The sequence below is a fragment of the Actinoplanes sp. NPDC051470 genome (assembly GCF_040682035.1).
Classification (GTDB): domain Bacteria; phylum Actinomycetota; class Actinomycetes; order Mycobacteriales; family Micromonosporaceae; genus Actinoplanes.
The window spans coordinates 665,842-684,508 of sequence record NZ_JBFBAA010000001.1 but is presented as its reverse complement, the minus strand read 5'-3'; the positions used below and the strand labels follow the sequence as shown (position 1 = coordinate 684,508).

Genomic DNA, 18,667 nt, shown 5'->3' with positions numbered 1-18,667 from the left:
ACCGACCGTCCTCAGCGTCTGCCGCAGCGGAGTTCCCCTTTCCTGACGGACACTCTCCGCAGTCAGTAGCTCCAACCCGCCACCACCCTCCTCCGCCCTTTTGCTCTGAGCGCGTATAGGCAACACCGGGCATGAGCTGCACTTCCGGCATCCAGGCGATGGGTGCGGGGAGAGGTCGGTGGCCACGCAGAGCGATATTCCGGCTCTGACTCGACGATGACGGCCCGATTCGGGGCATATGCACCTGCTGGCTACGTCAATTCTCGGGTTCGGCCGCCGCTCCCTTGGTCAGGGTGTTGCCTATACGCGCTCAGAGCAAAAGGCGTGGGGAGGCGTTGTCCACAGGGGCGCGGAGCGAGCGGCCGGCAACTGCCACCATTTCGCTCGTGACAGCAGCAAAGGACGACGAATTTCCCGCGGCCGGGCTCGTTCGGCGCGCGCGCCGGTTGGCCGATCTCAGTCAGCGTGAGATCGCCAAGGCCAGCGGCCTGTCGCATTCCGTGGTGAGCCGGATCGAGGCGGGTGTTCGAATTCCCAGCCTGGCGGTGATGTCGCGGCTTCTACGGCCGGCGGAGTTATGGCTGACGGTCATCGACGAGGAGGGGCGGCTGGTGCAGCCCATGGAGGACTGGGATGACACGAGGGACGGAGCGGAGCGGCGCTATCCGAGCCATCTGGACATGGTTCTCGACCCGGAGCCCGGGGAGTGGTGGGGAGACCGCTACGGGTTGGCAAGGCCGCCCGAAACCTTCCACCGGGACCGGGAGCGGCGGGATGTGATGCGCATGCGCAGCCAATGGGAGGTCCGGGTGTCGAAGTACCGGCACATGCCGCCGCCGCCGGATCTCGATCTCTGGTGGCGGATTCAGCGGGCGAGTTGAGAGGTCACTCGGTGGGGGCGAAGGACTCGACGAGGCCGGAGACGTCGGCGCCGTATTCGCACCAGTCGCGGTCGGGCTGGAAGCCCAGTTCGGCGTTGACCTTCAGCATGGACTCGTTGTGCTGGGCGTTCCAGGTCTGTACCTCGTGCAGGCCGGGCTCGGCGCTGCGGAGCTCGAAGAGCATCTTGGCCTTGATGGCGCGGTCGATGCCGTAGCCGCGGTGGTCGCGGACGACGATCGTGTCGTACTGGTCGGCGCGTTCGGGGTGTTGGGCCGGGACGACGACCTCGGTCAGGCCGGCCACCGCGCCGGTCGCCTCGTGGATGGCCAGCACGATGTACGGCTTCAGGCCGCGCCGGTGCAGGGTCAGCAGGCTGTCCTTCAGGCGCTGCGGGTCGGAGCTGCGCGGCTGCATCTCCAGGTCGCTGTCCTCGGCCTCGGTCTTCGCCTGGGCGTACGCCTCCATCAGCTCGTCGGGCGGGCCGCCGGGGTGGTACTCGAGCCGGTAGCCCTCGCTGATGCCGTTCGCCATCTCGCCCAGCGTCACCCAGTCCACCTTGGACAGGTGGAGCACGCTTCTCGTCTCGACGTACTCCTTCTCGAAGCCCAGCGCCTCGTAGAACGCGATCGCCGGCGTCCGCCCGATGGCCTCGACCCCCAAGGACGAGAAGCCTTCGAGGTACGCGCGCCGCGCCGCGACCGCCACCAGCTGGCGACCCAGCCCCCGTCGGCGCAGCCGTGGGTGCACCAGCACCTCGAGCACGCCGATGTTGCCCAGGAGCAGCAGGTTCACATGGGCATAGATCTGGCTCTCGCCCTCGGCGAGCCGGTCGTCCTCGGCCACCCAGCTGATCCGGCGTTCGCCCGGCATGGTCTCGGCCAGATAGTCCCTGACCTGGACCTCACGCCATGGCGGGTCATCGGGCAGGTCCTGTGCCAGGACCGCGTTGACCGTCACCACGAGCGCTTCGATCTCACCGTCCGACGCCGCCCGCGGATCCCATTCGCGCACCCTCACCCGTACAGCTTGCCGAATGCGGGCAAGAACGGGAAGTGCCGGGGAGTCATTCGTGCCGATCTGCTCACGCTGAGTTGTCAAACCCGACTGCGCTGGCCATACTCATTTGCCGCGTCGAAGACCTTCTGCGCGTACGGGCGCACCGCGTTGTAGGTCAGGATCGCATCCCACCAGGCGTCCGCCTTGGACAGGTCGCGCCCACTCTGACACAGGTAGAAGGCCGCGGCCATGGACGCGTCGTCGATGTCGTTGGGGTCGGCGGCGCCGCTGTTGTCGGCGTCCACCTCCTTGCGCGCCGTCATCAGCGTCCAGGTGGCCGGGATGAACTGGAGCGGCCCGATCGCCCGGTCGAAGGAGGTGTCGGCGTCGAGCACGCCCTTGTCGGTGTCCGGGATCGACTGCCGGCCGCCCTTGCCGTCCAGCGGCAGGCCGTAGATCGGGGGCACCACGGTGCCGTCGGCGTTGAGCACCGAGCCGTTGGCGCTGCCGTGGCCCGACTCGACCTTGGCGATGGCGGCGAGCGTGGTCCAGCTGAGGTGGCAGTTCGGGGTCATCTTGGCCGCGATCAGTTCGGCGTACCCGTAGGCCTGGACCGCCACCACCGGGATGCCGACCCGGGTGCCGACGCCCTGGGCCCAGCCCTGCAACGAGTCGGCGGGGCGGCCGCCGCCGGTGACCGGGGGAAGCACCGGGTCGGCGCTGAAGCCGCCGACGTTGGGGTCGATCGGTGGGAGGGCGCCGTTGCTGGCCCCGAGCGGGCCGGGGGCGGCCTGGTCGAGCGGGAAGCCCGGGCTGCGGCTGGGTGCGGCGCCGGCTTCCAGGGCCTTGGGTACGAGGTAAGCACCCGCGGCGCCGGCCGCACCGATCAGCAGGGCGGCCGCGACCGCCGGGATGAGCAGACGCCCGGACGGCTTCTTGGCCCACGCCGACGTGCTGCGGGTCGCCGTGCGGGCGGCCTTGATCGGGTTGGCCCGCCGCAGCACCCGGGTGACCCGCTTGCCGGACGCGGTGCCCGTGGTGACGACGACCGGCTTGTCGAGGTCGATGTCGGCGACATCTTTCTTGCCGTCGCCGCCGTCCTTCTTCTCCGGGCCGCCGCTGTCCTTCTTGTCGGCGCTGCCGCCGTCCTTGCTGTCACCGTCCTTCGCCGCGTCGGGCTTGCCTGCATCCGTCTTCTCGCCGTCGGCTTCAACCTTGGCCGGCGCGACCGTCCCGGCGCCTCCGACAGGCGCGGGCGCCTCGGCCGCCTTGGCCTCGGCAGGCTTTGAGGGAACGGCAGCGGCGGCAGGAGCCGCGGCCGCGGCGGGCTTAGCGGGCGCGGGCGCCTCGGACGCCTCCTCCTCGGCCTTAGCGGGCGCGGGCGGCTCGGAGGACGAGGAGGAGGCGTCCGCACTCTCGACCTTGGACGTACTCTCCGCGCTTTCCTTCTCACTCACCGCAGGGGCAGCGTCTTCGGCGGTTGCCCGCTCGGACCCCTCGGACGGGGTGGCTTCGGGCAGAACTTCCGGCGAGGAGGAGGACCCCGGGGCCGCCCCGGAACTGCCGAGCGGCCCACCCCGGTGTGGCGCCGGCGGACGCACGTCAGGACCCGGCGCGTCGTCTTTCCCGGGCCGGTTCGATGGTTTCTCGTGCCGCTCCGCCACGGCCACGACACTACCCGGCGAACGCGACCCGCACGGGACCGCGTTTGTCGCACCGGCGGCCTACCCTGACCGTCATGCCGCGTTATGACTACCGCTGCCGGGCCTGCGGTGACACCTTCGAGGTCAGCCGCCCGATGGCCGAGGCCACCGCCCCCGCGTCCTGCCCTCAGGGCCACGCCGACACTGTCAAGCTTCTGTCCACAGTCGCCCTGGGCAAGGGCGGCGCCGGGGCGCCCGCGCCGTCCGCCGGTGGCGGCTGTTGTGGCGGCGCCTGCGGCTGCTGATCGCGGCCGACGCCCCGGCTGTCCGTCAGTAATGGTGTTGAGGCGCGTTACTCCCTGAGGGGCCGTCCGAACAGCCGGTGAGATCGATCCACTTGCCGGCGCAACTGGACGTGAACCGCTTCGTTACGTCACGCGTAGTGCTGTGAGTAATCGTCGATGACCCGCGCGCGTCGCCCGTCCAGGGTCGGCCGTGACGGGAAGATGGTTACCGACCGTTTCTACGATGTGCTACCCCATAACTGTGCGGCAGCATGAAACGCGACTTCCCTAGGGGCGGAGGTTCTTACCGTGTCGGGTCGGACCGAGCTGCCGAGTGGGCTGGTGACCTTTATGTTCACCGACATCGAGGGCTCGACGCGTCTGGCCCAGATGCTCGGTGAGTCGTATGCAGCCGTGCTCGGCGCACACAGGAGTGTGCTTCGCGCTGCGCTGAGTAACTTTGGCGGCTACGAGCTCTTCACTGAGGGTGACTCCTTTTTCGTCGCCTTCGACGAGGCGCCGGCCGCCGTGGCCGCGTGCGTCGCTGCGCAGCGTGCACTCGCCGCACATGCCTGGCCGACCCCGGAGGCTCAGCCCCGGGTCCGGATGGGCCTGCACACCGGCTGGGCCCTGCCGGCCAACGGCGAGTACGTCAGCGCCGAGGTGCACCGGGCCGCCCGGGTGGCCTCGGCCGCGCACGGCAGCCAAGTGCTCTGCTCGGAGGCGACCGCGATGGCCGTCACCACCTGGCCCGCCGAACGAGGCGGCGCCGCGGTCAAGGCGGCGATGACCGGGGTCGACCTGCTCGACCTGGGCCCGCACAAGCTCCGTGGCTTCGACGACGCCGAGCGGCTGTTCCAGCTCGTCGCGAACGGGCTCGACCGCGAGTTCCCGAGGCCCCGCACCCCGGGCGCCCCGACGAACAACCTGCCGGCCGCGCTGACCCCGCTCGTGGGGCGGCGGCCCGAGCGGGACGAGCTGACCGCGCTGGTCGCCCGGCACCGGCTGGTCACCGTGGCCGGTCCCGGTGGCATCGGCAAGACCCGGCTGGCGCTGGCGGCCGCGGCCGAGCTGCTGATCGCGTACCCGGACGGGGTCTGGATCGTGGACGCGGCGAGCGCGACCGGCCCGACCGGCCTGCCCGGCGCGATCGCCCGCGCCCTGAGCCTGCGCCGCGAACCCGGCCGCCCGCTGCTGGACACGGTGCTCGAGGCCTGCGCCGAACGACGGTTGCTGCTGCTGATCGACACGGTCGACGCCGCGCCCCGGACGGTGGCCTCGGTGGTTCGCCGGCTGATCGCCGAATGCCCCGAGGTGGACGTGCTGGCCGCCGGCCGGGAGCCGCTCGACGTGCACGGCGAGCTGGTGTGGCGGGTGCCGCCGATGGCTCCGGCCGACGCGTACGCGCTGCTGAGCACCCGCACCACGGCGGCCCGTGGCGGCCGTCCGATCACCCGGGACGAGTCCGGTGACCTGGCCCGGGTGGCGTCCGGCCTGGACGGTTCCCCGCTGGCCCTGGAGCTGGCCGCGACCCGGCTGCGCCTGCTGACCGCGGCCGAGCTGGCCGGTCGCCTGGACGATCCGGCGTGGGCGCTCGACACCATGCGGGCGGGCGACCCGGGCGACCCGGACCAGCGGCACCGGAGCCTGACCGCCAGCCTGGACTGGTCGTACCGGACGCTCGGCGACGGCGCCTCGGGACTGCTGCGGCGGCTTGCCGTCTTCACCGGCCCGGTGAATCTGTCCGCCGTGGAGTGGTGCGGCGACGACGCGCTGGCCGGGCTGACCGAGCTGGCCGACAAGTCTCTGATCGAGATTCTGCCGGGGTCGCGCTACCGGCTTTCCCGGACCATCCGGGGGTACGCCACCCGCAAGCTGGCCGCCGCCGGTGACGAGTCGGCCGCCCGCAACCGGCACACCGCCTGGGCACTGCACACCCTGGACGGTGTCGCGGTGGACACCGACGGCCAGCCGCGCACCGTGTCGCTGGCCGAGGGCGCGCCCTACGTGGACGAGTGGCAGGCGGCCCTGCGCTGGTCCGCCGCCGAGGGCAGCGTGCGGGCCGGTCTGCGGCTGGCCGGCGCCCTGGACCCGTGGTGGCGTGAGCACGGCGGCGCCCGGGAGGGCCGCGACCTGCTCTACCGGTTGTACGGCCGGCTGGGCGGCCGGCACATCGCCCCGGCCGAGCTGGCGTCGGCCTATCTGGTGCACGCCGGCCTGGCCGACGACCGGGACGAGCGGGTCCGTTTCCTGGACCGGGCCGAGGATGTCGCCCGCCGCGCCGATCACCCGGGCCTGCTCGTGCGGGCGCTGGCCGGTCGCCGGATCGGGTTGGGCGCGGCCGAGGCCGAGCGGGTCTGCCGCGACGTGATCGCGCGCGCCGAGCGAACCGGTGTCCCGGCCGCCGCCCTGCCGACCGTGGTGGCGCTGGCCGAGCTGCTGTGGCGGAGGGACGCGCTCGACGAGGCGGCGGAGCTGCTCGGGGGCGCGCGCCAGGCCGAGGCCGGCCGCCCGTCGGATCGCGGACGGCGTACCGTCGACTGGCTTCTGGGTCTGATCGCCCTGCGCCGCGGTGACCTGGTGGCGGCCCACGATCACGTGGTGGTGGCGCTGCGGTCGCGGCTGCGGCACGGGTTCCGGGGCGGCACTGCGGACGCCGTCGCCGCGCTGGCCGTGCGCTGCGCGATGGGTGGCGACCACACCACGGCGGCGATGCTGTTCGGCGGCTCGGAGGGTGTGCGCGGGGTGCGCCGGACCGAGATGTTCGGGGCGTTCTGGGCCGAGCAGCAGGCCAAGTCCCGTGGCGCGATCGGCGACGCGGCGTTCGACGCGGCCTACGCGAACGGCGCCGATCAGGGCTTCGACCGGATCATCGCGGCCGCGCTGGCGGTCGAGCACCCCGATCTGGAGTACGGCTCGGTCCGATTCGCCCCGACCCTGCGATGACTCCGACCCTGCGATGACTCCGCCCTGCGACGACGCGGGGCCGCCGATCCGGCGACCCCGCATCCGGCCGGTCCGTTCAGTGCGCGGCCGGCATCAGCTCGCGCGCGTGGTCGATGTCGGCCTGCTTGACCGCGGCGAGCGACCCGAAGTTCTTCACGGCCTGGTAGTAGATCCAGGCCAGGGCGTCGCACGGCGGCTGGAGCAGCCTGTTGTAGGTGTCGCAGACGCGCTGGAGGTCGGCGTGGAACGCCGAGTCGACCCGCGCCTTGTTGGCGTCGAAGGCGCCGATGGCCTTGTAGTTGCGGTACCCGAAGTCGTGGCGCCGGCAGGAGAGGTCGAAGTGGAAGCCGAGCGGGTTGTCGGGGCTGCTCGAGCACGAGTCGGTGGACCAGTCGAAGTTGTAGGACGCCCACGGGCCGTGGTTCAGGCGTGCCGCGTTCCAGGCGTTGTAGCTCGAGGCGGACGTCTGGGTCCAGCTCCTGATGACGTCGGCCTTGCTGGCGGCGGCCTGGGCGGCGACGCTCGGCGCGAGCACGGCGAGCACGGCGGTGAGGACCACGAGCGTACGGCGGATGTAACGAGTCATCGTCGACCTTCCAGCAACAACGGGCCCCTCGTGAGGGCCGAGGAAGGCCAGTCTTCGATCCGGAGCTTGCGATATACAAGCCGGTCGATTTCTTTTGTTCGAACGATGAAGTAACTGATTGATGGGTGTTCCGTCACTGCGTGTCTTGTGCTGTCCTGGTCCAACGGGCCTCGCCCTGGCGGCTATCGTGAGCACGTGCACAGAGGCGCCCGATGATCCACTTACCGCTGGTCCGCCAAGGACCACTGCGGGCTCTCACCTCGCGGCTGGCCATTGCGGTCGGCCTGGTGCTGGTCACCGTGGCGATCGTCTACACCGGCCGGGACGGCTACCGGGACGTCAACGAGGACGGCCTGACCCTGCTCGACTGCTTCTACTACGCGGTCGTGTCGCTCTCCACGACCGGGTACGGCGACATCACGCCGGCCACCCCGCACGCGCGGCTCATCAACGTCCTGTTCATCACGCCGGCCCGCGTCCTCTTCCTGATCATCCTGGTCGGCACGACCCTCGAGGTCCTGACCGAGCAGTACCGCAAGGGCCTGCGTGTCGCGCGCTGGAGGCACAAGTTGAAGGACCACATCATCATCTGCGGGTACGGCACCAAGGGCGCCGCCGCGGTCAGCGCGCTGCTCGAGACCGGCTACGACAAGCGGCGCATCGTGCTGGTCGAGACCCGTCCCGAGGCGATCCGGCAGGCCACGGCCAACGGTCTGGCCATCATCGAGGGCAACGCCACCCGCTCGTCGGTGCTCAAGCAGGCGGACGTGCAGAACTGCAAGGCGGTGATCATCGCGACCGACAGCGACGAGGCGTCGGTGCTGATCACGTTGACCGTCCGCCAGCTCACCGCAGGTCAGGTGCGGATCATCGCCTCGGTCCGCGAGCAGGAGAACGCCGCCCTGCTCAAGCAGAGCGGCGCCCACCACGTGATCGTCAGCTCCGCGACCGCGGGCCGGCTGCTGGGCCTGACCACCACCGCGCCGCCGCTCATCGACGTGGTGGAAGACCTGCTCACCCCGGGTCAGGGCATGGCGCTGGCGATGCGGTCGGCCGAGCGGGCCGAGGTCGGTCGCAACCCGCGCCAGCTGGACACCCTGGTGGTGGCGCTGATCCGCCGCGGCAAGGTGGTGCCGCTGGGCGGGCCCGATCCGATGACGATCGAGACCGGCGACATGCTCGTCTACATCCGCGACGAGAACGCGTCCGTCGCCGGCCTCTCCATCTGACGTTCTAGAGGATTGTCCAGGTGTCGCCCGAGGTCAGCAGCTCGGAGAGCATGCCCTCGGGGGTGCCGGTGGCCTGCGACCGGGCGTCGAGCAACTGCTTCTGCACGATCTCGTCGTAGGACGGCCGCCGCACCGAACGGAACACCCCGATCGGCGTGGTGTTCAGGTCGGAGCCGGAGAGCCGGCTGAGCGCGAACGCGTAGGCCGGGTCGTCGACGGTCGGGTCGTGGACGATCGCGTCGCCGCCTTCCTGCACCTGGAGCCCGAAGCTGCCCTCGGGGTGCACGACGGAGAAGCGGCCCTCGGGCCCGAACGTGATCGGCTGGCCCTGCTCCAGGCGGATCAGGTGGTCGTCACGGGTGCCCGGGTCCTTGATCAGCTCGAACGCGTTGTCGTTGAAGATGTTGCAGTTCTGGTAGATCTCCACGAACGCCGAACCCTCGTGCTCGGCCGCCGCGCGCAGCACCGACTGGAGGTGCTTGCGGTCCGAGTCGATGGTGCGGGCCACGAAGGTCGCCTCGGCGCCCAGCGCCAGCGACAGTGGATTGAACGGCGAGTCGGCCGACCCGGACGGCGTCGACTTGGTGATCTTCCCGATCTCCGACGTCGGCGAGTACTGCCCCTTGGTCAGACCGTAGATCCGGTTGTTGAACAGCAGGATCTTCAGGTTGACGTTGCGGCGCAGGGCGTGGATCAGGTGGTTGCCGCCGATCGACAGCGCGTCGCCGTCGCCGGTGACGACCCAGACCGACAGGTCGGGGCGGGACGCCGACAGACCGGTCGCGATCGCCGGCGCGCGCCCGTGGATCGAGTGCAGACCGTACGTGTTCATGTAGTACGGGAAGCGCGACGAGCAGCCGATCCCGGACACGAAGACGGTGTTCTCCCGGGCGATGCCCAGCTCGGGCATGAACTGCTGGACCGCGGCCAGGATGGCGTAGTCACCGCAGCCGGGGCACCAGCGGACCTCCTGGTCGGACTTGAAGTCCTTCGCGGTCAACTTCACCGGCGTCAACGGGATGGAGGTGCTAACCATTCTTGACCACGTCCTCGAGCATGTTCTCCAGCGTCGCGGCCGTGAAGGGAAGACCGCTGACCTGGTTGAAGGGAATCGCGTCGACGAGGTATCTCGCGCGGATGACGTGGGCCAGCTGACCCAGGTTCATCTCGGGGATCACCACCTTGTCGTACGCCTTGAGCACCTCGCCGAGGTTGGCCGGCATCGGGTTCAGGTGGCGCAGGTGGGCCTGGGCGATCGGCAGGCCACGCTGGCGCAGCGCCCGGCAGGCGGCGCCGATCGGACCGTACGTCGAGCCCCAGCCCAGCACCAGCACCCGGGAGTCGTCGTCCGGGTCTTCCACCTCGACGTCCGGCACCGGGATCGACTCGATCCGCTCGGCCCGGATCCGCACCATGAACTCGTGGTTGGCCGGGTCGTACGAGATGTCGCCGGTCTTGTCGGCCTTCTCCAGGCCACCGATGCGGTGTTGCAGGCCGGGCGTGCCCGGGATCGCCCACGGCCGGGCCAGCGTCTCGGGGTCGCGCAGGTAGGGCAGGAAGCGCCCGTCGTCGGCGTTCGGCTCGCGGGCGAAGTCGACGGTGAGATCGGGCAGCTCGCCGATCTCGGGCAGCAGCCACGGCTCGGACCCGTTCGCCACGTAGTTGTCGCTGAGCAGGATGACCGGGGTGCGGTAGGTCAACGCGATGCGGACCGCCTCGAGCGCCGCGTGGAAGCAGTCGGACGGCGACTTGGGCGCGATTACCGCGAGCGGCGCCTCGCCGTGCCGGCCGTACAGGGCCATGTTGAGGTCGGCCTGCTCGGTCTTGGTCGGCATGCCGGTGGACGGGCCGGCCCGTTGCACGTCGACGATGACCAGCGGCAGTTCCAGCGCGATGGCCAGCGAGATGGTCTCGCCCTTGAGCGCCACACCCGGGCCCGAGGTGGTGGTCACGCCGATCGCGCCGCCGTACGACGCGCCCAGCGCCGCGCCGATCGCCGCGATCTCGTCTTCCGCCTGCATCGTGGTGATGCCGAACCGCTTGTGCTTGGACAGCTCGTGCAGGATGTCGGAGGCCGGGGTGATCGGGTAGGCGCCCAGGAACATCGGGAGCTTGGCCCGCACGCTCGCGGCCACCAGCCCGAGTGCCAGGGCGGCGTTGCCGGTGATGTTCCGGTAGGTGCCCGGGCGCATCTTGGCCGGCTTCACCTCGTACCGCACCGAGAAGTCCTCGGTCGTCTCGCCGAAGTTCCAGCCGGCCTGGAACGCCGCCTTGTTGGCCGCCACGAGGTCGGGCCGCTTGGCGAACTTGCGCTCCAGGAACCGCAGCGTGGACTCGAACGGCCGCGAGTACATCCAGCTCAGCAGGCCGAGGGCGAACATGTTCTTGGCCCGCTCGGCGTCCTTCTTGGCGATGTTGAGGTCGGCCAGCGCCCCGATCGTCATCGAGGTCAGCGCGACCGGGTGCAGGACGTAGCCGGACAGCGAGCCGTCTTCGAGCGGGCTCACCGCGTAGCCCACCTTGGCCAGGTTGCGCTTGGTGAACTCGTCGGTGTTGACGATGATGTCGGCGCCGGACGGCAGGTCGGAGAGGTTGGCCTTGAGCGCGGCCGGGTTCATCGCGACCAGCACGTTGGGCGCGTCGCCGGGGGTCAGGATGTCGTAGTCGGCGAAGTGCACCTGGAAACTGGAGACCCCGGGCAGCGTCCCGGCCGGTGCGCGGATCTCGGCGGGGAAGTTCGGCAACGTGGAGATGTCGTTGCCCAGCTGTGCGGTCTCGGACGTGAATCGGTCCCCGGTGAGCTGCATGCCGTCGCCGGAGTCGCCGGCGAACCGGATGACCACGCGGTCCAGCTGCTCGACCAGTTTCGTGGGATGCGAAATCCCATCGACCTCGGCCACTTTCGTCACCCTCCCGTGCGTCAGTTCCAGCCTACGTCGCCAGTCCTTACCACCGTTGGTCGAGGAGCCTGTCCGATCAAAGACCGTTGACCACAGTAGCCAGGCGCGGCACGGTGTCCCAATCGTGTCTCGGCAGACGGATGGCTAGGCTGACAGACGTGCAGGGCTACCTGGGTACGTACGCCACACTCGGCCTCGTCCTTCTCGCTGGGGTGCTGGTGTTCGTCGGCGCGTTCGGGGCCAACCGGCTGCTGAGCCCGTCCTCGCCGGCCGAGCCGTCCGGCAAGCGAATCGCCTACGAAAGTGGCATGGATCCGGTCGGTGGCGACTGGGCTCAGGCCCAGATTCGCTATTACGTGTACGCGTACCTTTATGTCCTTTTCGCCGTCGAGGCGGTGTTCCTGTTCCCCTGGGCGGTGGTCTTCGACCGGCCCGGGTTCGGCCTGGTCACGGTGGCCGAGATGGGCATCTTCGTGGCCGTGCTGGCGCTGGGCATCCTCTACGCGTGGCGCAAGCGCATCCTGTCCTGGACGTGAGAGGGGTGGCGCATTCGCGGCCCGGCGTCCGTCGTGCCACGATCTGATCCATGGGTCAGGTTCTGCTCTTCCTGGTCGTGGCGCTGGTGGTCGCCGCGATCATCTTCGGTGTGACCGTGATGATCGGCGGTGGCGACTCGGGGCTGACCCCGACCGAGCCGGACGGCCGGGCGTTGCCGCTGCCCGGCGACCGTCCGCTGGGCGAGGAGGACGTGGTGGGCACCCGGTTCGACACCGCGTTCCGCGGTTACCGGATGGCGCAGGTCGACCAGGCGCTGCAGCGGGCGGCGTACGACATCGGCTACAAGGGCGAGCTGATCAGCGTCCTCGAGGCCGAGGTGACCGCACTGCGCGAGGGGCGCCTGGCCGACGCCGACACGCTGCGCCGGGCCCGTGAGGCGGCCATCGCCCCGCCCGCGGCGCCGGCCACCCTCCCCGCGGCCGACGTGCCGCCACCCGACCGGCCGGCCGACGTCCTGCAGGACGCCAGGACCGCCGAGGAGAACGCGTGAGCGACGACGCCGCCCAGCCCGGCTCGGGTGAGATCACCGCCACGGTCATCGTGAACGCGCCGGTGGAACGGGTGTTCAACGCCTTCATCGACTGGCCCAGCCAGTCCGAGTGGATCCCGTTCACCAAGGTGCGGGTGGTCGAGGGCGACGGGCTCGAGGGCAGCCTGGTCGAGGCGGTCACCGCGCTCGGCCCCGCGGTGCTGCGGGACGAGCTCCGGGTGGTCCGGGTCGATCGGCCGTACGAGGTGCGGGTCGTGCACGAGGGCAAGGTGCTGCGGGGCCCGGGCTCGATGAGGTGTACGCCGATGACCGGCAACCGCACCCAGATGGTCATGCACGAGTGGTTCCACCTGCCCGGCGGCACGGCCGGGAAGCTCGCCTGGCCGGTGCTGTGGCCCGGGTCGAAGATCGGCTTCACCGGGGCGCTGCGCCGCTTCGGGCGGATGGTCGAGCAGGGCCGGCTCGGCGCCTGACCGTTCTGTCGTACCCCGGCCCTACGGTTGTCGCCATGACGGAGACGGGTCTGGTGGCCGGCGAGGACGGGCGCCTGCGCTGCTTCTGGGGTGTGAGCACCCCCGACTACGTGGCTTATCACGACACCGAGTGGGGCCGCCCGGTGCGCACCGACGACGGGCTCTTCGAGCGGATGACCCTCGAGGCGTTCCAGTCCGGCCTGGCCTGGATCACCATCCTGCGCAAGCGCCCGGCCTTCCGCGCGGCCTTCGCCGGTTTCGAGATCGTCAAGGTGGCGGCGTTCGGCGAGGCCGACGCCACCCGGCTGATGGCCGACACCGGCATCGTGCGTAACCGGATGAAGGTCGACGCCGCCCTGCACAACGCCCGGGTGGCCGCCGACCTCGACGAGGGGCTGGCCGCGTTCGTCTGGTCGTTCGCGCCGCCACCGCGTCCGCGCCCGGCCTCCCGCGCCGAGGTGCCGGCCCTGACGCCCGAGTCCACCGCGATGGCCAAGGCGCTCAAAAAGCGGGGTTTCAAGTTCGTCGGACCCACCACGGCGTACGCGTTGATGCAGGCCACCGGCATGGTCGACGACCACATCGCCGGGTGCTGCGTCCCACCGGCGGCGCCCTGACGAGCGCGTGGTTCGATGGTGCGCATGGCGCAGTGGGCGGTGATCATTCCGGCAGACCGGTGGGCGACCGAGAGGTTGTACGAGCGAGACATCCTGCCCGTTGACGCCGCCGGCCCTGCGGCCGGCGCCTCCCCGGGTGACGAGGCGATCCTCCTCACCGGCGACGACGATCAACACCACGCGGTCGCGCTGGGCCGGTTCACCGCGCCCGGCGAGATCAGCTACACCCGCCGCGCCTTCGACGAGCCGGTGCCGGCCGACGACCTCAAGCTCACCGAACCGGTCACGGCCCTCGACGCCGAGTCGTTCGACCGCGTCGCGACCCGCATCGGCCGGCCCGTCGCCCGCACACCGTGGCTGGTCAGCGTGGCCATGCCGATCGAGGCGGCCACCCCGGCCGAGGCGGTGCGCCAGTTCTGGACCTACGTGGCCGAGCTCGGTCCGGCCGAGCTGCCGGCATTCGTCTGGCCCTCCGGCGACGACCTGGCCATGCAGGCCTTCGTCCTCGGCGTCGAGGCGAATCAAGACCCGGAAGAGGAAGACGAGGACGACGACTGAAAACGGCCCCCGCCGCGGCGGGGGCCGTTTCTCGATCGGTCCGGTCAGCCGCCCAGTGAGCCGGCCGCCGAGGCGATGTTCGCGGCGAAGTAGCTCACCTGCGAGTAGACGCCCGGCTTGTTCGGGCGGGCACAGCCCTCGCCCCAGCTGACGATGCCGACCTGGATCCAGGCGTTGGCGGAGTCGCGGCGGAACATCGGCCCGCCGGAGTCGCCCTGGCAGGTGTCCACGCCGCCCTGGGTGTACCCGGCGCAGATCTCGTCGGTCGCGATGACCGAGCCGTTGTACATCGTGCGGGAGTTGCAGGTCGTGTCGCTGACGAACGGCACGGTGGCCTTGAGCAGGTAGCGCTGCTGGGCGCCGCCCTCGCTGGCCGAGCCCCAGCCGGCGATGGTGAACGTGCCGGTGTCGTACGCCGAGGTGGTCGCGATCTTCAGCGTGGGCAGGGTGGTGACCGGGCTGGCCAGCCGGATCAGCGCCCAGTCCTTGCCGTTGCCGTTGTAGCCGGGCGCCCGGTAGACGTAGTTCGAGCGGACCTGGATGCGGCCCGACGTGTTCTGCAGGTCGACCACGCCGAGGGTGGCCGTGATGCTGGTGTTCGCGCCGGTCGCCCCGACGCAGTGCGCCGCGGTGAGGACCAGCCTCGGGCTGTAGAGCGCGCCGCCGCAGCCCATCGACAACCGCACCATGAACGGGAACTCACCCTGCGCCGCGCGGGTGCCGCCGACGACCTGAGGGGTGACCACGCCGCCACCCGGGTCCGGCGGCGCCGCCGCGGCCGGTGAGGAGAACATCGTCGCCGCCGTGACCGCGGCCGCCGCCACGGCCAGAAGATTGCGCCACCTTGCCATCCGGTTCCTCCACATCAACGAGTAGTCGATGGGAGAACCTAAACATTCATTCAGGTGGATATGGCCATCTCAGGCGGGTCATATCACCTGCCGCTGAAGGTCGGCTTCGCCTTTGACAGGAAGGACGTGACGGCGTTCTGGTGGTCGTCGGTGCCGCCACAGATCGCCTGGGCCTGGGCCTCGGCCGCGAGCGCGTCGGAGAGCGTCCCGGCGTCCCCGATGGACAGCTCCCGCTTGATCGCGCCGTAGGCCACCGTGGGTCCCGCGGCCAGCCGGGCGCCGAGCTCCTGCGCCGCCGTCAGCACCTGCTCGTCGTCCTCGACGAGGCGGGAGAGCAGACCCATCTGGTACGCCGCCTCGGCGCGCACCGGCTCGGCCAGCAGCAGCAGTTCCAGGGCCCGGGCATGCCCGACGATGCGCGGCAGCGACCACGACACGCCGGTGTCCCCGGCCAGGCCGACATTGGCGAACGCCATCAGGATCGAGGTGGACGGCCCGCCGATCCGGAAGTCGCAGAGCAGGCTGATGCCGGCGCCCGCACCGGCCGCCGAACCCCGGATCGCGGCCACGACCGGCTTGGGCATGTTCGCCAGCCGCTGGGCGATCGGGTTGTAGTGCTTGCGGACCGTGTCGATCTCGGTGTGACCCTGCTTCAGCAGCTCGGCGTGCTCACGCAGGTCTTGCCCGACGCAGAAGGCCCGCCCCGCGCCGGCCAGCACGATCGCCCGGCAGGACCGGTCGGTCTCCAGCTGGGCCAGCGTGTCCCGCAGCGCCTCCTTCAGGTCCACGTCGAGCGAGTTCATCGAGGCCGGCCGGTTCAGGGTGAGCGTGACGACGGCGTCGGTGCGGTCGACGAGAAGGGAGTCGGTCATGACTCAGAGAATCCCACACGAGCGCCTCTACTGATCCCCCCGAGGCATCGCTCGACGTAGCGCTCCGCGGCGGGCCGGAGCCGGGTGGCGTGCCGGTCGACGAAGCCGGCCGCGCCGACGCCCGGCCAGCGTGGCGGGAGCAGGGCCGTGGGCAGCTGCGGGTCGCGGGCCAGGGAGCGGCGCCAGTGGTGGACCAGGCCGACGCGGGCGGTGTACGCCTCCTCGTCGCTGCTGCGCGCGTTGATCGCGCCGACGATCGGGCGCTGTTCGGTGACGAAGTCCTCGTAGGCGCGGCCGATGCCGGCCAGGTCCCAGGCACGGCGGACCACGTCGGCGGCGCCGCTGGTGCCGGCCGGGTGCCCGGCGCTGAACCGCTCGTACCGGACCTGAGCGGCCTCCAGGAGGGCCAGCGCCTCGTCGGCCGGGCGCGGGGCGACCCAGGCGTGTTCGCTCAGCCGGCCGTACCCCAGGGCGGTCAGCCGGGTCGCCTCGGCGCGACCGACCGGTGCGTACGGAAGAATCAGGTCGAACCGGCCGTCCCACCCGGACCGGCCGCTCCGCGCGATCCGCGCCGACGTCTCATCGAGTCTGCGCGCCGCCTGCGGCGTCAGCGAATAGCCTGGTCCGGAGGCCAGCCGCAGCGGGCGCAACCAGCCCTGGCGGACCATCCGGGAGACGGCGGTACGCACCGCCGGGGCCGCGATGTCGAGCGGAGCGAGCAGTTTGACCAGCGCCGAGACCGGTGCGCGACCGCCGCGGGGACGCAGGTAATCGCCGTAGACCTCGAAGAGTGCCGGCCGCGCCCGCATGAGCGCACATTGTGACAGTCGCAAAGGCGATATGCTAGACGCTGTCACATCCGCCCGGGCTGGGTTTGGGTTCGCCGGTGTTCATCAGGGAAAATGTTTGATCGGCACGGTGGGCCAGGGTCGCGGTGGCACGCGACGGGTCTGCACGGCCGCCGGTCGGAGAACGAAATAACGGCGTCATGTGGGGCTGAGCACATGGCGTTGAGTAGTGGCTGTGGGGCAACCCACCGACCCTGATGTAGGTCTGAGGGGAGACAAGATGGCGGCGATGAAGCCGCGGACGGGCGACGGTCCGCTGGAGGTCACCAAGGAAGGGCGGGGCATCGTCATGCGCGTCCCGCTGGAGGGCGGTGGCCGTCTCGTCGTTGAGATGACTCCGGACGAGGCCAATGCCCTCGGTGACGCGTTGAAGTCGATCGTCGGCTGATAAGAACGCGAGCCCGCCGATGCGTCTGGCGCATCGGCGGGCTTTCCGTGTCCGGATCGGCGGGCTTTCCCCCGCCGGCCGGGCTTCCATGTCGGTAAGGGGAGGCGGCGGCTTTGTTCGCCATCAGGTTGGCAAGCGACGCGGGACAACCGACGCGGGTGGTCCTGGTGGACGCGGCGGGCACACCGCTGGGCGGCGACGACGAGGTCGCGGCCTGGTGCCGGATCGCCGACGATCCGGGCGCGGCCGGCCGGGTCGAGGTGCTGCCGCGGCCGCTGCGTACGCCGGCGAAGGTGATCCTGGCCGGTCTCGGCGACGGTGACTACCGCGCGGCGGGCGCGGCAGCCGTCGGCGCCGTGCCGGGCGACGAGGAGATCCAGATCGTCGTGCCCGACGGCGCCACCGCCGAGCAGGTGCGCGACCTGGCCGAGGGCGCGTGGTTCGCCGGTTACCGGTTCCGCGAGGCGCCGACCGGCCCGCGGACCGCGGCGGTCGACCTGGTCACGACCGATGACGGGTACGCCGCCGCGATCGCCGCCGCCCGCGCCGTGGCCGAGGCGGTCTGGCTGGCCCGCGACCTCACCAACATGCCCTCGTCGACCAAGAACCCGGCCTGGTTCGCCGGTCAGGTGGTGGCCGCGGCCGCGACCCGGCCCGGCCTCGAGGTGATCGTCCGCGAGCCCGAGCAGCTGGCCGAGGAGGGCTTCGGCGGCATCCTGGCGGTCGGCGGCGCGTCGGCCACCCCGCCCCGGCTGGTCGAGCTGCGCTGGGCGCCGGCCGGCGCGACCCGCCACGTGGTGCTGGTCGGCAAGGGCATCACCTTCGACACCGGCGGCATCTCGATCAAGACCCGCGACGGCATGAAGCTGATGAAGAAGGACATGGGCGGCGCGGCCTCGGTGATCGCGGCCACGCTGGCCGCGGCCGACCTGAATCTTCCGGTCCGCGTGACCACGCTGGCCCCGCTGGCCGAGAACGCGGTCGGTGACAACGCCTACCGGCCCGGCGACGTGATCACCCACTACGACGGCACGACCAGCGAGACCACCAACTCGGACGCCGAGGGCCGGCTGGTCCTGGCCGACGCGCTGGGTTACGCGGTGAGCCGGCTCGACCCCGACGTGGTGATCGACCTGGCCACCCTGACCGGCGCCAACGCGGTCGCCCTGGGCAAGGGCCTGGCCGCGATGTACACCCACGACGATGATCTGGCGGCGGCGCTGGTGGCGGCGGGCTCAGCGGCCGGCGAGGGCATGTGGCGGCTGCCGCTGCCCGACGACTACGTCGAGTACCTCCGCTCGGACATCGCCGACCGGCACAGCTCCCCGGCCCAGGGCGCCGGCTCGGTGGTCGCCGCGCTCTACCTGCGCGAGTTCCTCGGCGACAAGGCCGCCAACTGGGCCCACTTCGACATGTCGGCGCCGTCCTGGTCCGACCGCACGTCGGGCGACCTGGTCAAGGGCGCCACCGGCTGGGGCGTCCGCACCCTGGTCCGCTACCTGGCCGCGCTGTCCTGACGGCTCTGGGCCCCGTTTCAAAATCCGGC

Annotated in this window: 18 protein-coding genes and 1 pseudogene; 11 read left to right on the top strand and 8 right to left on the bottom strand. The window is 71.0% G+C overall.

Annotated elements, in window-relative coordinates; genetic code table 11:
- Positions 1–386: 386 nt before the first annotated feature.
- Complete coding sequence (locus AB0M54_RS03325; protein ID WP_364468853.1) at positions 387–881, top strand: helix-turn-helix transcriptional regulator; 495 nt, start codon at positions 387–389, stop codon at positions 879–881.
- 4 nt (positions 882–885) lie between these two features.
- Here AB0M54_RS03325 and AB0M54_RS03320 read toward each other — a convergent pair whose 3' ends face one another.
- Complete coding sequence (locus tag AB0M54_RS03320; RefSeq protein ID WP_364313698.1) at positions 886–1,899, bottom strand: GNAT family N-acetyltransferase; 1,014 nt, start codon at positions 1,897–1,899, stop codon at positions 886–888.
- A 77-nt stretch (positions 1,900–1,976) separates the two neighbouring features.
- Positions 1,977–3,335, bottom strand: coding sequence for a murein transglycosylase (locus AB0M54_RS03315; RefSeq protein ID WP_364468851.1), 1,359 nt, complete (start codon positions 3,333–3,335; stop codon positions 1,977–1,979).
- A gap of 281 nt (positions 3,336–3,616) precedes the next feature.
- On the opposite strand from AB0M54_RS03315, the gene AB0M54_RS03310 reads away from it, so the two are divergent.
- Together AB0M54_RS03310 and AB0M54_RS03305 are read left to right on the top strand one after the other, a co-directional pair.
- Complete coding sequence (locus AB0M54_RS03310; protein WP_364313702.1) at positions 3,617–3,826, top strand: zinc ribbon domain-containing protein; 210 nt, start codon at positions 3,617–3,619, stop codon at positions 3,824–3,826.
- Positions 3,827–4,114: 288 nt separating this feature from the next.
- The gene (locus AB0M54_RS03305; protein WP_364468849.1) at positions 4,115–6,751 is read left to right on the top strand and encodes an adenylate/guanylate cyclase domain-containing protein; all 2,637 of its coding nucleotides are present in this window, start codon (positions 4,115–4,117) and stop codon (positions 6,749–6,751) included.
- Positions 6,752–6,827: 76 nt separating this feature from the next.
- On the opposite strand, the gene AB0M54_RS03300 is transcribed toward AB0M54_RS03305, so the two are convergent.
- The gene (locus AB0M54_RS03300; protein ID WP_364468847.1) at positions 6,828–7,337 is read right to left on the bottom strand and encodes a phospholipase; all 510 of its coding nucleotides are present in this window, start codon (positions 7,335–7,337) and stop codon (positions 6,828–6,830) included.
- Positions 7,338–7,549: 212 nt separating this feature from the next.
- Here AB0M54_RS03300 and AB0M54_RS03295 point away from each other — a divergent pair, with 212 nt between their 5' ends.
- Entirely contained in the window at positions 7,550–8,566 is a 1,017-nt protein-coding gene (locus tag AB0M54_RS03295) for an NAD-binding protein (protein ID WP_364313710.1), read from the top strand.
- Positions 8,567–8,570: 4 nt separating this feature from the next.
- On the opposite strand, the gene AB0M54_RS03290 is transcribed toward AB0M54_RS03295, so the two are convergent.
- Together AB0M54_RS03290 and AB0M54_RS03285 are read right to left on the bottom strand one after the other, a co-directional pair.
- Positions 8,571–9,602 (bottom strand): 2-oxoacid:ferredoxin oxidoreductase subunit beta, encoded by a 1,032-nt coding sequence (locus tag AB0M54_RS03290; protein ID WP_364313713.1) that lies wholly within the window; start codon positions 9,600–9,602, stop codon positions 8,571–8,573.
- The gene (locus AB0M54_RS03285) at positions 9,595–11,448 is read right to left on the bottom strand and encodes a 2-oxoacid:acceptor oxidoreductase subunit alpha (RefSeq protein WP_364317023.1); all 1,854 of its coding nucleotides are present in this window, start codon (positions 11,446–11,448) and stop codon (positions 9,595–9,597) included. Before AB0M54_RS03285 ends, AB0M54_RS03290 begins: the two co-directional genes overlap by 8 nt.
- A 176-nt stretch (positions 11,449–11,624) precedes the next feature.
- On the opposite strand from AB0M54_RS03285, the gene ndhC reads away from it, so the two are divergent.
- The 5 genes and pseudogenes from ndhC to AB0M54_RS03260 all read left to right on the top strand — a co-directional run bounded on the left by ndhC (position 11,625) and on the right by AB0M54_RS03260 (position 14,162).
- Complete coding sequence (ndhC, locus tag AB0M54_RS03280; protein ID WP_364317026.1) at positions 11,625–12,002, top strand: NADH-quinone oxidoreductase subunit A; 378 nt, start codon at positions 11,625–11,627, stop codon at positions 12,000–12,002.
- A 50-nt stretch (positions 12,003–12,052) separates the two neighbouring features.
- Positions 12,053–12,424 (top strand): annotated as a pseudogene (locus AB0M54_RS03275) (DivIVA domain-containing protein); the annotation flags it as partial.
- A gap of 86 nt (positions 12,425–12,510) precedes the next feature.
- Positions 12,511–12,987, top strand: a complete 477-nt coding sequence (locus tag AB0M54_RS03270; RefSeq protein WP_364313716.1) for an SRPBCC family protein — start codon at positions 12,511–12,513, stop codon at positions 12,985–12,987.
- Between the two features lie 35 nt (positions 12,988–13,022).
- On the top strand, positions 13,023–13,604 hold the full coding sequence (locus tag AB0M54_RS03265; protein WP_364468845.1) for a DNA-3-methyladenine glycosylase I: 582 nt from the start codon (positions 13,023–13,025) through the stop codon (positions 13,602–13,604).
- Between the two features lie 24 nt (positions 13,605–13,628).
- Positions 13,629–14,162, top strand: a complete 534-nt coding sequence (locus AB0M54_RS03260; protein ID WP_364468843.1) for a hypothetical protein — start codon at positions 13,629–13,631, stop codon at positions 14,160–14,162.
- A 44-nt stretch (positions 14,163–14,206) separates the two neighbouring features.
- Here the strand turns inward: AB0M54_RS03260 and AB0M54_RS03255 are convergent, their stop codons facing one another.
- The 3 genes from AB0M54_RS03255 to AB0M54_RS03245 all read right to left on the bottom strand — a co-directional run bounded on the left by AB0M54_RS03255 (position 14,207) and on the right by AB0M54_RS03245 (position 16,694).
- Positions 14,207–15,013, bottom strand: coding sequence for a serine protease (locus AB0M54_RS03255; RefSeq protein ID WP_364313723.1), 807 nt, complete (start codon positions 15,011–15,013; stop codon positions 14,207–14,209).
- 83 nt (positions 15,014–15,096) lie between these two features.
- On the bottom strand, positions 15,097–15,885 hold the full coding sequence (locus AB0M54_RS03250) for an enoyl-CoA hydratase-related protein (protein ID WP_364313725.1): 789 nt from the start codon (positions 15,883–15,885) through the stop codon (positions 15,097–15,099).
- Positions 15,882–16,694, bottom strand: a complete 813-nt coding sequence (locus AB0M54_RS03245) for a PaaX family transcriptional regulator C-terminal domain-containing protein (protein WP_364468841.1) — start codon at positions 16,692–16,694, stop codon at positions 15,882–15,884. The genes AB0M54_RS03250 and AB0M54_RS03245 overlap by 4 nt, the downstream gene beginning before the upstream one ends.
- A 259-nt stretch (positions 16,695–16,953) precedes the next feature.
- On the opposite strand from AB0M54_RS03245, the gene AB0M54_RS03240 reads away from it, so the two are divergent.
- Positions 16,954–17,121, top strand: coding sequence for a DUF3117 domain-containing protein (locus AB0M54_RS03240; protein ID WP_285683996.1), 168 nt, complete (start codon positions 16,954–16,956; stop codon positions 17,119–17,121).
- Between the two features lie 188 nt (positions 17,122–17,309).
- On the top strand, positions 17,310–18,638 hold the full coding sequence (locus AB0M54_RS03235; RefSeq protein WP_364469182.1) for a leucyl aminopeptidase family protein: 1,329 nt from the start codon (positions 17,310–17,312) through the stop codon (positions 18,636–18,638).
- Positions 18,639–18,667 lie beyond the last annotated feature (29 nt).